14 protein-coding genes are annotated in these 13,358 nt (G+C 37.2%); 9 read left to right on the top strand and 5 right to left on the bottom strand.

What is annotated here, in order from left to right:
• Positions 1 to 99 precede the first annotated feature (99 nt).
• Positions 100 to 1,086, top strand: a complete 987-nt coding sequence (locus tag JL53_RS14150) for a DUF4003 family protein (RefSeq protein WP_038407942.1) — start codon at positions 100 to 102, stop codon at positions 1,084 to 1,086.
• 48 nt (positions 1,087 to 1,134) lie between these two features.
• Here JL53_RS14150 and JL53_RS14145 read toward each other — a convergent pair whose 3' ends face one another.
• From JL53_RS14145 to JL53_RS14125, 5 genes are all read right to left on the bottom strand, one after another.
• Positions 1,135 to 2,466: a metallophosphoesterase gene (locus JL53_RS14145; protein ID WP_038407941.1), complete on the bottom strand. Its 1,332-nt coding sequence runs from the start codon at positions 2,464 to 2,466 to the stop codon at positions 1,135 to 1,137.
• Positions 2,467 to 2,551: 85 nt separating this feature from the next.
• Positions 2,552 to 3,532 carry a polyprenyl synthetase family protein gene (locus tag JL53_RS14140; protein ID WP_038407940.1) on the bottom strand — a complete coding sequence of 327 codons (981 nt, stop codon included), beginning with the start codon at positions 3,530 to 3,532 and terminating at the stop codon, positions 2,552 to 2,554.
• Positions 3,533 to 3,552: 20 nt separating this feature from the next.
• Complete coding sequence (eetB, locus tag JL53_RS14135) at positions 3,553 to 4,098, bottom strand: flavinylation system FAD exporter subunit EetB (RefSeq protein ID WP_038407939.1); 546 nt, start codon at positions 4,096 to 4,098, stop codon at positions 3,553 to 3,555.
• 32 nt (positions 4,099 to 4,130) lie between these two features.
• Complete coding sequence (gene eetA / locus JL53_RS14130) at positions 4,131 to 4,565, bottom strand: flavin-based extracellular electron transfer system protein EetA (RefSeq protein ID WP_038407938.1); 435 nt, start codon at positions 4,563 to 4,565, stop codon at positions 4,131 to 4,133.
• A gap of 176 nt (positions 4,566 to 4,741) precedes the next feature.
• On the bottom strand, positions 4,742 to 6,628 hold the full coding sequence (locus JL53_RS14125; protein ID WP_038407937.1) for an FAD-dependent oxidoreductase: 1,887 nt from the start codon (positions 6,626 to 6,628) through the stop codon (positions 4,742 to 4,744).
• A 445-nt stretch (positions 6,629 to 7,073) separates the two neighbouring features.
• Between JL53_RS14125 and pplA the strand changes: the two genes are divergently transcribed.
• The 8 genes from pplA to rplW all read left to right on the top strand — a co-directional run bounded on the left by pplA (position 7,074) and on the right by rplW (position 13,332).
• Positions 7,074 to 7,973, top strand: coding sequence for an extracellular electron transfer flavoprotein PplA (gene pplA, locus JL53_RS14120; RefSeq protein ID WP_038407936.1), 900 nt, complete (start codon positions 7,074 to 7,076; stop codon positions 7,971 to 7,973).
• Between the two features lie 160 nt (positions 7,974 to 8,133).
• Positions 8,134 to 9,213 carry an FAD:protein FMN transferase gene (locus JL53_RS14115; protein ID WP_003720951.1) on the top strand — a complete coding sequence of 360 codons (1,080 nt, stop codon included), beginning with the start codon at positions 8,134 to 8,136 and terminating at the stop codon, positions 9,211 to 9,213.
• An 81-nt stretch (positions 9,214 to 9,294) separates the two neighbouring features.
• Positions 9,295 to 10,254, top strand: coding sequence for a 1,4-dihydroxy-2-naphthoate polyprenyltransferase (menA, locus tag JL53_RS14110; protein ID WP_038407935.1), 960 nt, complete (start codon positions 9,295 to 9,297; stop codon positions 10,252 to 10,254).
• Between the two features lie 19 nt (positions 10,255 to 10,273).
• Positions 10,274 to 11,074, top strand: coding sequence for an FAD export ECF transporter transmembrane subunit FmnA (gene fmnA / locus JL53_RS14105; RefSeq protein ID WP_038407933.1), 801 nt, complete (start codon positions 10,274 to 10,276; stop codon positions 11,072 to 11,074).
• Positions 11,075 to 11,426: 352 nt separating this feature from the next.
• Entirely contained in the window at positions 11,427 to 11,735 is a 309-nt protein-coding gene (gene rpsJ / locus JL53_RS14100; RefSeq protein WP_003720954.1) for a 30S ribosomal protein S10, read from the top strand.
• Positions 11,736 to 11,769: 34 nt separating this feature from the next.
• Entirely contained in the window at positions 11,770 to 12,399 is a 630-nt protein-coding gene (rplC, locus tag JL53_RS14095) for a 50S ribosomal protein L3 (protein WP_012986496.1), read from the top strand.
• Positions 12,400 to 12,424: 25 nt separating this feature from the next.
• Positions 12,425 to 13,048, top strand: a complete 624-nt coding sequence (rplD, locus tag JL53_RS14090; RefSeq protein ID WP_003727695.1) for a 50S ribosomal protein L4 — start codon at positions 12,425 to 12,427, stop codon at positions 13,046 to 13,048.
• Positions 13,048 to 13,332: a 50S ribosomal protein L23 gene (rplW, locus tag JL53_RS14085; RefSeq protein WP_003720948.1), complete on the top strand. Its 285-nt coding sequence runs from the start codon at positions 13,048 to 13,050 to the stop codon at positions 13,330 to 13,332. Before rplD ends, rplW begins: the two co-directional genes overlap by 1 nt.
• Positions 13,333 to 13,358: the final 26 nt, after the last annotated feature.

Here is a 13,358-nt window from a genome sequence, read left to right as displayed (position 1 = left end):
TCTAGGAATCTTTGTATTCCTAGATTTTTTATGAATTTTAGTGTATTACTCCTATATACGATATAATAAAGTAAATACTGATATAAAAGGAGTGTAACCATGGATTCTGAATATATTTTTGAAAGTGAAAAAGCAACAAAGCTATTAATGAAAAATTACGATTTAGTCAAAACGAGTGGTGTGAGTTTTATTGATAAACGTATTCGATTTTTGATTGCTCGGCTTTTCGCAGGGAATAATGATGTGATTAATCCAGAAAAATTCAGCGAAATCAACAAAGAAATCAAGCGTCAATTGGGGTTCTTTACGGCACTAAATGGCAATGTTCGGGCTTCTTTAGCCGGACTCTTAATGACGAATGATAATGCTAGTTCCGAGAGCATCAACCAGGTTATTTCCAACTACAATACACTAATTGATGCTGGCTTTAAACGCACAGAATACACTTATTTTGCTGCCTATTTATTACTAGAATCTACTAAACCTGCCCAAGTTGCCCGAAAAGCAAAAAAAATTCACGAGCTTTTCAAAAAAGACCATCCATTTTTAACAAAAAGTGAAGATGTCACGACCGCGGTTTTCTTAGCTAATTTGCCAGAAGAAGATACGGCGAAATTGGCTGCCATCACAGAATATTATTTTCAAGCCTTTGCAAATAAAGGGTTCCGCAAAAATGATAGTTTACAATTTTTGGCAACAACTGGAACGCTACTTTATAGAGAAGAAAATAGTGGCTTTATTAGAAAAGTGGATAATGTCGTTGAAGAATTACGTCGAAAAGGAGTTAAAATCAAACCACTACACTACTCAAGTATTGGGATTTTAGCGTTTGTGATGGATGGGCGGAAAATTGATTCGGGATTGGTTAATTTAATTGATGAATTATCTCAACAGCCGGGATTGAAATTTGGCCGTGAATTTGTTGTAGCGTTAGCAATAAGTATGTATACGGAAAAACAATCTGGTCAGATGAGTAAAGAACAATTAGAAGGATTAATGGTCAATGTGCACATCCTAATCGCAATGGAACAAGCAGCTGCAGCAAGTGCCGCAGCCGCAGCGAGTGCAGCCGCGGCATCAAACTGAAAATAGTGAAAAACCTGGTTGCAAGAAGAGTTACCAGGTTTTTCACTATTACGGACTAACATAATGATCATTACTTGTTTTTGGAGGGTTAGAAGTGCTCAAAACATAATCTTTCAAAAAAGAATTAGGAGCATCATCCCATAGTGCCATTCCTGCTGATTTGGGTGGAGCGGTACCTGCAAAAAAATACATATTATTTAAGCCCATTGTATCGGCCATTTTTTCTTTGTCAGATTGACTATAGGATTTAAATGATTCACTTGTCATCAAATCGACAATCGCTTTATCATAGCCACTATTATAAAAAGTTTCGTAGTCAAACTCATCGAAATTCAGTAGGTTTTTATCCGTTGTACCATTCTTTTTTGCCCAGCCTTCGATATCTAGTTTTTGCGACTGATAAGTGAAATTTTCTTTTTCAGCATTGTAAGTGATATTACCATACTTATGCGGATAAACAGATAGCGCATTAGTCACAATATCCGTAATTTTTTTGCCATCAGTACTTTCGGCAGCACGGATATTTTGTGTATGAATATGCCCGCTAAGAGAAAAGTCCATATTGCCCGCTGCAAGTGTATCAATGACTTGCTGATTATAGTTAATCGTATAACCTTTTTGGATAACATCGCTGTGATCTGTTAAATTGTGATGCATTACTGGAATAAGCTTTGCGCCATTTTTTCGAGCTAGAGCACTACATTCTTTAATCCAGTCTAATGTTCCTGCTGTTAGTCCACCTTCTGTTGTTGGCGTGCCTTGTTGCATATTTGTTTTATAGATCGCAGTATCAAGCATCAACAGCCAAACTTTAGATGAAGGAGCAGCTAAATAACTCAGTGAAAAGTCATCGCTAGAAATCGCATCATCATAGCCAAAATCACCATAAATTTTACTGAAATCTTTTGGAGTAATCGTATCAGTCGGTAGTTGTTTATCTTTTTCGAACTTACGTGCCCAAGGATTATTGATATCATGATTTCCGGGAACAACAAATACTTGTGTTCCGTTTTTTTCAATAGCAGTAAGTTTCTTGGCTAATCCTTCATGACTAGCTTTTTCGCCATTATTAGTTAAGTCTCCGCTGATTATTAGCACATCTGTCTTCTTTGCTTTGACATCATCTAAAAAAGCATCGGTTATTTCATCACTGTAAGCAAGTTGTTTACCATCACCAGCAGCAATGTATTTTTTAAATGCAGTCCCATCATCAGATAGTGACGGATTAAAATAATGAACATCCGTCGTTTCGACAATCGATAAATCTCGATTTTTTTTGATGGGAGTAGTAATTTCTTCTGTTTTGCCACTCGCTGAACTACAAGCAACTAAAAAACAAGCTAAAAGTAGAGGTAGGGCTATTTTGAAAAATCGAATCACGTTTATCACGCCTTCATGTTTGTATTTTCACAATTAAAGGTAAAATTTAGAACAAAACTCGCTAAAGAGAGATGCTCTAAATAAGTTAAATATCTCGGTCTAAAATACTTTTTGTTAAGCGATACATATCATCACGATAGGTAGTAGCCGGTAACTTTTTAATCTCGCGAAGAGCTTTATTTGTATACTTATTTGCAAGTTTAAATGCTTGCTCAACACCGTTATATTTAGAAATAAGTGCTAAAACCTGTTCGGATGCGGCATCTGTCATATCAAGCTTTTGTGCTAGTAATGGTTCGAATTCTGACAAGTGACCTTTCATCGCATAAATAAGTGGAAGTGAATAAATTCCTTGTTTCATATCATTTAAAACGGGCTTTCCGAGGCCTTGATCAGTACTTGTATAGTCGAGTACATCATCAATTATTTGAAAAGCCATACCAAGATAGTGACCAATATTGTAACATTTAGCAACCGTCATACGAGACGCTTTACTACCAGCGGCACCAGAATAACAACTAAGAGCAAAAAGTTGAGCCGTTTTGCCAGAAATCCGTGATAAATATTCGCGTACAGTTACGTCCATTTTATAGCTTGTACGCATTTGGTCCAGTTCACCCATCAAGATTTTTTCGATATTTTTACTATTAAATTCAATATTTTCAACGGAAGAAGAATGCGAAGATAAAATTTTGAAACAAATGCAAAATAGGTAATCACCCGTATAAACAGCATAATTCCGACCATATTTAGAATGAATGGTTGGGATGCCACGACGCATAGGAGAATCATCCACTACATCATCATGTATTAACGTTGCCATATGAAGGACTTCTAGCGCTGCTGCAATCGAAACAGCGCGGTCTTTATCAAAGTCAGGTCCAGTTTGAGCGGAAAGTAGTGCAAAAGCAGGGCGAAGTAATTTCCCGCCAGCATGAATTAAATCTTTTACATTTTGCTCGACATGTTTATCGCGAATTTGAATGTTTTTTTCAATTGTTTGTAAGACTTCTTTTAAATCATTGGAAAGTGCAGGATACTCATCCCACATAGCATGAAGTTGCATATTGAACTCCTTTTAGAAAATTATTTTAGTGTTGCTGCTTGATTTTGTTTTGCATCAGCGAACATGCGCAAAGTTTGAACATTTTTCAGTAAATAGTTTGCCGCTATTCCTACTGCAATTCCAGAAAGAATACCGATAAATGATAGTACTGGTAAGTAAAGCATAACTGACCAAGTACCTGCAATCCAACTTGCGATAACGAGCTGACCGACATTATGCAAAATTCCACCGGTCACACTAACACCGATGATACTAACGCGTTTCGGTCCAAGTTGTTGCACTAGCCACATGCCGAGAAAACTGAGTATTGCTCCCGCAGCACTATACATAAATGTAGAAATGGTTCCACCAAGCAAAGTTGATAATACGAGTCTAATACAAATAATCATAAATGTATCTTTTGCTGATAATGTATAGAGTGAAATACAAGTAATAATATTAGCAAGCCCAAGTTTCGCTCCAGGTGCAAATGCAAATGGAAACGGAATTGCACGTTCCAGCAAACTTATAACAACTGCTTGTGCGGCAAGTAGCGCTATATATACTAATCGTCTGTTTTTTGTCATAGAAACACTTTCCTATCTATTAGAGGATAAGGTCAGGAAGAAATAATTGGGTCATCTGAATTACCTGAACTCCCATCACTCGCTTTTACTTCTATTACTAATTTATGCGGCAGGCAAACGACTGTATCCCCTTGCTTGTCAATGGCACCAGTTCGAACGCAAACTTGATCATTACAGTTCGCCTTGCTAATCCGGATTTCTTCGCCTGAAACCTCGATAGTATTAGAATGCCCATCGGATTGTTTCACATCAAAGCTGTCAGTCCCCTTATGCCCTGTGAGTGTGACGGTTTTGTATTCTTTGCTATCAACCGAAATAACAGCAATAAGTTCTGTTTTTCCGCTAGCAGGAGCCGGATCATTTGCTTTAACATAGGAAAAAATAGCAATCGGCAAAAAGGAAAGCACACAAAGAGATAAAATAATGATAATATCCCATCGTTTCACCATGTATAAATACTTCTTCACCACATTGCCTCCTTTTCAAATGTCGTATCCAAATCCTATTTTAAAGGATATCGCTCAAATATAATAGGAAAAAGTTCAGAAAACGAACAAATAATAAAAACGGAAGCACCTCCTATGCCAAAAATGGCTTTTGGATGCACTCCCGATTTTTTATTTAAATTTTACTAGTAGTTATTTTATTTGTCTCTATAAACAGATTTTGGTTTTCCGTACCACCAATGACCAAGATGTTTTTGGAACCAAGGAACAGCCCAGTAATCAAGACCGAATGTACGTCCAGCACCATTTAGAAGTGCGATAGAAGCTGGTAACGCCCAGAATTTGTCCCAACCAAGCATAGCGCTTAGAGTGAACATTACTAGGAATCCGGCACTTCCGATACTTACAAGCCAAGTGAATAGACCAACGACCATAGCAAGACCAATTGCAAGTTCAACAAAAGGAACTACTTTTTGCATAACTAGTGCAACATCAAGGTTTGGCATTAGAAGTTTCATAATCCATTCAAACCAACCAGGCATATGACTAAGAATTGGTGTAGTTACGTTTGTTGCAGCCGCACCAGCAGCATCCCCAGCAGCTTGACTTGCGCCAGATGTAGCAGAAGTTTGTAACCATTCGAATGGCATTTTAGAAGTTGTAGCAGTTAACCAAGAATCAGAACCAACACCATTAAATAATGGTTTTAAATTCGTAATACTTACTTTATCCCAAGTTGTTTCGCCGTAGATTTTAGAAAGAGCTTCGTCAATCCAGAACCAACCTAGATAAACGCGTAATGGAAGTGTCCAAAGTACGTTACCGTAACGAGAAGTCCAGCCACGGAAAATATTACGGTGGTCTTTAATGTGGAAGAATTCATGCATAATATATTGCCACATGTAATATCCACTACGAATACCAAAGAAGTAATAAAGGTTAACCATATGTTTCATTAAAATAGCGAACCAACCAGAAAGGTGCATTCCACCAAGGTGAGCAACCCCGTACTTAGCTCCAATAGAAACCATAACTCCGTGGTATTTACCTTGGAAGGCTTCTTTTTCACCAGTACCGCTCATTTCAACGATGATGCTTTTCGCTGCAGTTAAAGCAGTTTGTTCAGCACCTTCAACGATTTGCGGTGTCGGTTTGCCTTCTTCATCTTCAAAGTAAGCAAGGTCACCAACAACATACACGTCTTTAAGGCCTTCTGCTTCCATATATTGGTTTACTTTCAAACGTCCTGCACGAGCAGCTTCCATGCCGTAATCTTTTGTATCAGAGTTAGCACGAACACCAGCAGTCCAGATTAATGTACTTGTTGGAATTTCTTCGCCAGATTTAAGAACGATGCTGTCGGGTTTAACCTCAACGATGGCAGCATTTTTCATGATTTCAATACCTTTTTTAACCATATAACGTTCTGCTTTGTCAGCGTCTCTTCTTTCTAGCATGTTAAGAATAGTTGGAGCTGCCTCTACGACAACTAATTTAATTTCAGAAGGATCAATTTTATTGTCTTTAGCTAAACGATTTTTCCATTCTAAAAGTTCCCCAACCATTTCGATACCAGTAAATCCAGATCCACAAACAACGAAAGATAGCATTGCTTTGCGTTTTTCAACGTTTTGTTCAAGAGATGCTTTCGTTACAGTTTCTTCAATATGTTTGCGTAACTTAACAGAATCTTCCCAAGACCAAAGTGTGAAACCATTGTCGCTTACACCAGGTGTCCCGAAATCATTAGGTTCGCCGCCCATACCAAGTACTAGGTAATCAAATGGATAGCTCCCGTGTTCTGTTGTTACAATCTTTTTATCATGATCTACATGTGTCACGTTATCAGTTACAAGATTAACCTTTGTTCTATTAAACAAACGACGTAAATCATATTGAACTGCTGTTGGTTCAACGCGACCGCCAGCAACTTCATGAAGTTCAGTCATCATTGTATGGTACGAATGACGATCGATTAATGTAATATTAACGTCTTTGTCTTTCTTGTATTTCTTAGCTAATTTCTTAGCAGCGTGTACACCTGCATATCCTGCCCCAATTAAAACAATATTCTTTTCAGGCATATGCTTCCTCAACTCCTTGTAAGTTTATTCACAAAAATAAAATGAGTCCAAAATTCCCCACAGTATTAATATAACCTATCATAGTTTAACAGAAACCTACTACTAATGTCTAGATAGTATAGAACAATTCTAATCTAAAAAGTAAAAAATAGGTCTTTATGCAAATAGGATAAAATTAAGCAGTTATAAAGTCCTTGTTTTATCTAGGTTTTTCGACATTTTTGTTTGCAATTTACCTGATAAATCATGGTTTGACTATTGCTTTATACATCAATAGTCATTATTTAGAAAATTAGATAAATTATGTCTTTAGAATTACAGTAGACAAAAGCGAGCGCTGATGGTATCATTTGTATTGTAAAAGTGATATCGCTTTCGCAAACTATCCGTTTGTGTTCACGTTATCACAATCAACGTTTTAATAAAACAAAAGGTGGGAGCAAATATGAAATTGAAAAAAGTAGCAATGGGTATTACCGTAGTAATGGCTTCAAGTTTATTACTAGTAGGTTGCGGTAGTAGCGACGACAGCAGCAAAGATAAGAAGGACACAGACACAAAACAAACAGAAACAAAGAAAACAGCAAAAACTGATGGTACTATGACTGACGGTACTTACAAATTAGAAGAAAAAAATTACGATGACAAAGGCTGGAAAGCATTTATGTCCATCGAAGTGAAAGATGGCAAAATTACAAAAGCTAACTACGATTACAAAAATAAAGATGGTAAATTAAAATCTGAAGATGCAGACTACGAAAAAGCTATGAAAGACAAAGTAGGAACTGGTCCTCAAGAATACTTGAAACAACTAAGCGATTCTTTAGTTAAAAATCAAGCAGCAGCATCTGTAGAAGTAGTTTCAGGAGCAACTCATTCTTCTGACGCTTTCATCAACTACGCCAACCAATTAATTCAAGCAGCTCAAAAAGCTGATACAACTACAATTTCCATCAACAACTTAGCTGAAATGGAAGATGGAACATACAAATTAGAAGAACAAAATTACGCACATGATTACCGTGTAGTATTCAGCATTGACGTAAAAGATGGCAAAATCACTAAATCTGATTACAACTATGTTGATAAAGATGGTAACCTTAAATCAGACGATGCTGACTACGAGAAAAACATGAAAGCTAAATCTGGTACTGGTCCAGCTGAGTATATTCCAGCACTTAACAAATCTCTAGTAGACAAACAAAGCCCTGCTGAAGTAGATACAGTTTCTGGAGCTACTAACTCTTCTAACCAATTCAAAATCTACGCTGCACAACTTGAAAATGCAGCTCAAAATGGCGACACTGATACAATCAAAGTGTACAACCTAGTAGAAGCTGAATAATTTTTGCAAAGAAACGTACAAAACGGCTGGTCCATATTCTTGGGCTAGCCGCTTTTTTTATCAAAAAACAAGGGATTACCCCATTTTACTGTAGATTTATTCCTGCAATTACGCTATAGTTGTTCAAGTAAAGATCATGATTAGAAAGGTGTAAAAGCTAATGAAAAAATGGAAAATGATACTTTCGATAATGATGTTGGCGCTCATTGTGTCGGCTTGTGGAAATGCCAAAGAGGAGACAACGAAAGAACCAAGCGATTCGAAAAACTTAATGGATCAACCATACTCAAAAACGGACTTCCTTATGGGGACGGTTGTTACACTAAAAATTTACGATAAAGACAAAGAAGCAGTTCTTGATAAAGGTTTTGATCGAATTAAAGAATTAGCTGCTAAAATTACTACAAGTGATTCTGGAAAAACATCCGAAGTAGATAAAATCAACGAACAAGCTGGAAAGAAACCAGTAAAAGTTTCAGATGATGTCTACTACTTAATTCAAGAAGGTCTTAAGTACTCGGAGAATTCTGGCGGTAGCTTTGATATTACTGTTGGTCCGCTAACTTCTTTATGGCATATTGGTTTTTCTGATGCCCGTAAACCTTCGCAAGCAGAAATCGATGCTGTTTTACCATTAATTAACTACAAAGACGTTACCATGAATGATAAAGATAAAACCGTTTATCTCGAAAAAGAAGGAATGGAACTAGATTTAGGAGCTATTGCTAAAGGTTACATTACTGATGAAACACTAAAAATATTTAAAGAAAATAAAGTAACAACTTCGATTATTGATTTAGGTGGAAATATTTACGTTCAAGGAAATAATCCAAATGGAAACAAATGGAATGTTGGTATTCAGGATCCATTTTCCCCGCGCGGTAGTGTGATTGGGAAACTTCCAGAAGCTAACATGTCGATTGTTACATCAGGTATTTATGAACGATATTTAGAAGTAGACGGAAAAACTTATCACCATATTTTAGATCCGAAAACAGGTTATCCGTTCGACAACGATATCGCTGGTGTTTCCATAGTATCTAAAAAATCAATCGATGGCGATGGCCTGTCCACTGCCACTTTCTCCAAAGGAATTAAAGGAGGAATGGACTACATTGAACAATTTGATGGTGTAGACGCAATTTTCATTAGTAAAGATAAGAAAGTATACGAAACATCGGGATTAAAAGGGCAATTCGAATTAACAGATAAAAATTTCGAAATGGACACATTGAAATAAAGCTATCTAATATAGAAGGAAGTGGGCAGAACTTTTCTTGAATCTGCTCACTTTATGTCAGAAAGGGGTTAAAAAGGGATTATGTCGATTCCATCTTTTTTAAAATTAGTGGAAATCCAAACTAAGATTGCTAGCGTATTCCCATTTATGTTAGGGACGCTGTTTGTTGTCTATCAATATGATCTTTTCAAACCAGTTAATACATTAATTTTTTTTGGTTCTATGTTAATATTTGATTTAACTACAACAGCGATAAATAATTATATGGATTACCGCAAAGCGACCGATAATCACGATTATGATTATCGGACGACGAGTAATGTTATTGGACAAGAACGGATTTCTGAACGAACAGTAATCATCACCATTTTTCTGATGTTTTTTATCGCAACAGGGTTAGGTGTGTGGCTAGTTGTTCGGACTGATTTACTTGTACTTTTAATCGGTTTTGTGTGTTTTTGTATAGGAATTCTATATACATTTGGCCCAGTACCGCTTTCACGCATGCCGCTCGGTGAAATTTTTTCCGGAGTAACGATGGGATTTGGGATATTTTTTCTTGCTGTTTATGTCAACGCCTATGATGCTGGAATTGCTAATTTACTGTGGCAAGGAGAATTGGTAACTATTCAGTTCAATTTAATAGAAATCATTCGAATAGGTGTGGTATCCTTACCGTGTATTTTCACGATTGCAAATATCATGTTGGCGAATAATTTGTGTGATTTAGACGAAGATATTAGAAACCATCGTTACACACTACCTTATTATATAGGTAGAAAAATGGGCATCATTTTATTTAATGGTTTGTATTATGCATCGTTTTTAGCAGTGGTAGTTTCGGTTATAGTTGGTTTCTTGCATCCTATCATGTTACTTTCGCTGTTAGTAGCCTATCCGGTTTATCGCAATTTAGTTAAATTCAATAAGGAGCAAGTAAAGTCAAAAACGTTTGTCATTGGAATTCGCAACTTCGTATTGATTAATGCGACTTTGACAATCTTGATGGCAGTGAGTATTGTACTTCAGCAGTTGGTTTGAATAAAGGGGGCTTCTTTGGATGATAGAAAAATTAATATTAGGTCGTTTTGTGCCAGGGGAGTCCCTGATTCATGGTCTTGATGCGCGGACAAAGCTACTCGCGGGCTTTTATTATATTGGTATTTTATTTTTAGCGAATAATTGGTGGACCTATGCTTTAATGGTTCTATTCACGCTAATGGTTATTCAAATGACCGGAATTAAATTAAAAGTATTTATTAAAGGTGTTAAGCCGTTAATTTGGTTAATTTTATTTACGGTTGTTATGCAAATTTTATTTACAAGTGGTGGTACTATTTTCTTTGACTGGGGTCCGTTTACAATCTCGTCATTTGGGCTTTTGAATGGGATATTTGTATTTTTGCGATTTGTACTAATTATTATGATGTCTACAGTAATTACACTAACCACAACACCAATGAATTTAACTGATGCAATTGCGTATATCCTTCGACCTTTTGCTGTCGTAAAAGTGCCGGTGAATGACATTGCGTTAATGATTTCGGTTGCGCTGCGCTTTATTCCAACACTCATGGGTGAAACAGACAAGATTATGAAAGCACAGCGGGCGCGTGGCGTGGACTTTGGTGAGGGGAATTTATTTGAACAAATGAAAATTGTAGTCCCGATTTTCATTCCGCTATTCGTTAGTTCCTTTAACCGAGCAGAAGAATTAGCTGATGCGATGGAAGCGAGAGGATACCAAGGTGGCGAAGGGAGAACTCGATTTCGAATACTGCACTGGCATATAGGAGATTTGATTGCTGGTCTCGTAATGGTTCTTTTAACGATAGGTTTGATAGTATTGCGAACAACATAAAATATCCGGATTTTTTTACGGATATTTTTTGTGGTATGAAATCCTTATGTAGAGCTATATTTCATTATATTTATTTCTTATTTTTTCTATTATAAACAGTCCGGTAAAAGTAACTTAAAACTTTTTTCGAAAAGCGGTTGATTACTATGCTTAACCCGTGTATAATAGATAAAGTGCAAATGGACAGGCATTGGTCTGCCCTTTTGGCAACGAGCACCCCGGTATTGCCGGGAATGCCCATGTGATGAAGTGAAAGGTTGCTGACACACCCGGCCGCTTTGCCATGGCGGATGTTCAGGTAATTTTCACGGAGAATGTCTACTTTGAAAGTAGGCGAAAAGGAGGGAAAGTAATGGCAAAACAAAAAATTCGTATTCGTTTAAAAGCGTATGATCACCGTATTTTGGATCAATCAGCAGAAAAGATTGTAGAAACAGCGAAACGCTCAGGTGCTTCCGTATCTGGTCCGATTCCACTTCCAACAGAGAAGTCAATCTACACAGTCTTGCGTGCGGTCCACAAATATAAAGATTCTCGTGAGCAATTCGAAATGCGTACACACAAACGTTTAATCGACATCGTTAATCCAACACCACAAACAGTTGATAGCTTGATGCGTTTAGACTTACCAAGCGGTGTGGACATCGAAATCAAACTATAATAAGAATATATTAAATTAACAGGAGGTGTGACTCATGACCAAAGGAATCTTAGGTAGAAAAGTAGGGATGACACAAGTTTTCACTGAAAACGGCGAACTTATTCCAGTAACAGTTATCGAAGCAGCACAAAACGTGGTACTTCAAAAGAAAACTGTTGAAACTGATGGCTACGAAGCTGTGCAAATCGGTTTCGAAGATAAGAGAGCAAAATTGTCAAACAAACCCGAACAAGGTCATGTAGCAAAAGCCAATACTACTCCTAAGCGCTTCATTCGCGAATTCCGCGATGTAAACTTAGACGAGTATGAGATTGGTGCAGAAGTAAAAGTAGACGTATTCGCAGAAGGTGACATCATCGACGCGACAGGCGTATCGAAAGGTAAAGGATTCCAAGGTGTTATTAAACGCCACGGACAATCACGCGGCCCTATGGCCCATGGTTCTCGTTACCATCGTCGCCCAGGTTCAATGGGTCCAGTAGCACCTAACCGTGTTTTCAAAAATAAACTACTTCCAGGTCGTATGGGTGGAGAACAAATCACTATCCAAAACCTAGAAATCGTTAAAGTAGACGTTGAAAAGAACGTTCTTTTAGTAAAAGGTAACGTTCCAGGCGCTAAAAAAGCATTAGTTCAAATTAAAACTGCTACTAAAGCAAAATAATTTATTTGGAAAGGAGGACTAACGAATGCCAAAATTAAGCTTACTTAAACAAGATGGAACAAACGCTGGCGAAATTACTTTAAACGACACTGTTTTCGGTATCGAACCAAATGAAAAAGTTGTTGTTGATGTGATTTTGAGCCAACGTGCATCCCTACGTCAAGGGACTCACAAAGTAAAAAATCGTTCAGAAGTACGTGGTGGCGGACGTAAACCATGGCGTCAAAAAGGTACAGGTCGTGCCCGCCAAGGTTCAATCCGTTCCCCACAATGGCGTGGCGGTGGTGTCGTATTCGGCCCAACACCTCGTTCATATGCTTACAAATTACCTAAGAAAGTTCGTCGTTTAGCGATTAAATCAATTCTTTCTTCTAAAGTAAATGAAGAAAAATTAGTAGTACTTGAAGGTTTAACTTTCGATGCTCCTAAAACAAAAGAATTTGCGGCTTTTCTTAAAAATATCTCTGTAGATACTAAGGCACTAATCGTAGTTGCTGGTGAAAGTGAAAATGTAGAATTATCTGCACGCAACTTACAAGGCATTACAGTTATTCCGGCTGAAAGTATCTCAGTACTAGAAGTTGCTAAACATGATAAGTTAATTATCACTAAAGCAGCTGTCGAAAAAGTAGAGGAGGTGCTCGCATAATGGATGCACGCGACATCATTAAGCGCCCAGTTGTAACTGAAGAATCTACAAGCATTCTCGACGATAAGAAATATACTTTTGAAGTAGATACTCGCGCAACTAAAACGCAAGTGAAATACGCAGTTGAAGAAATTTTTGACGTAAAAGTTGCTAAAGTAAACGTAATGAATTACAAAGGCAAACTTAAACGTATGGGCCGTTATGCAGGTTACACTAACAAACGCCGTAAAGCGATTGTTACTGTTACAGCTGACAGCAAAGAAATTCAATTCTTTGAAGTGTAATTCGTCTAACTTTTAAATAAATCTAA

The organism is Listeria ivanovii subsp. londoniensis (genome assembly GCF_000763495.1).
Taxonomy (GTDB): Bacteria; Bacillota; Bacilli; order Lactobacillales; family Listeriaceae; genus Listeria; species Listeria londoniensis.
The sequence above is the reverse complement of the archived record's forward strand: the minus strand, read 5'-3'. Positions and strand labels throughout refer to the sequence as shown.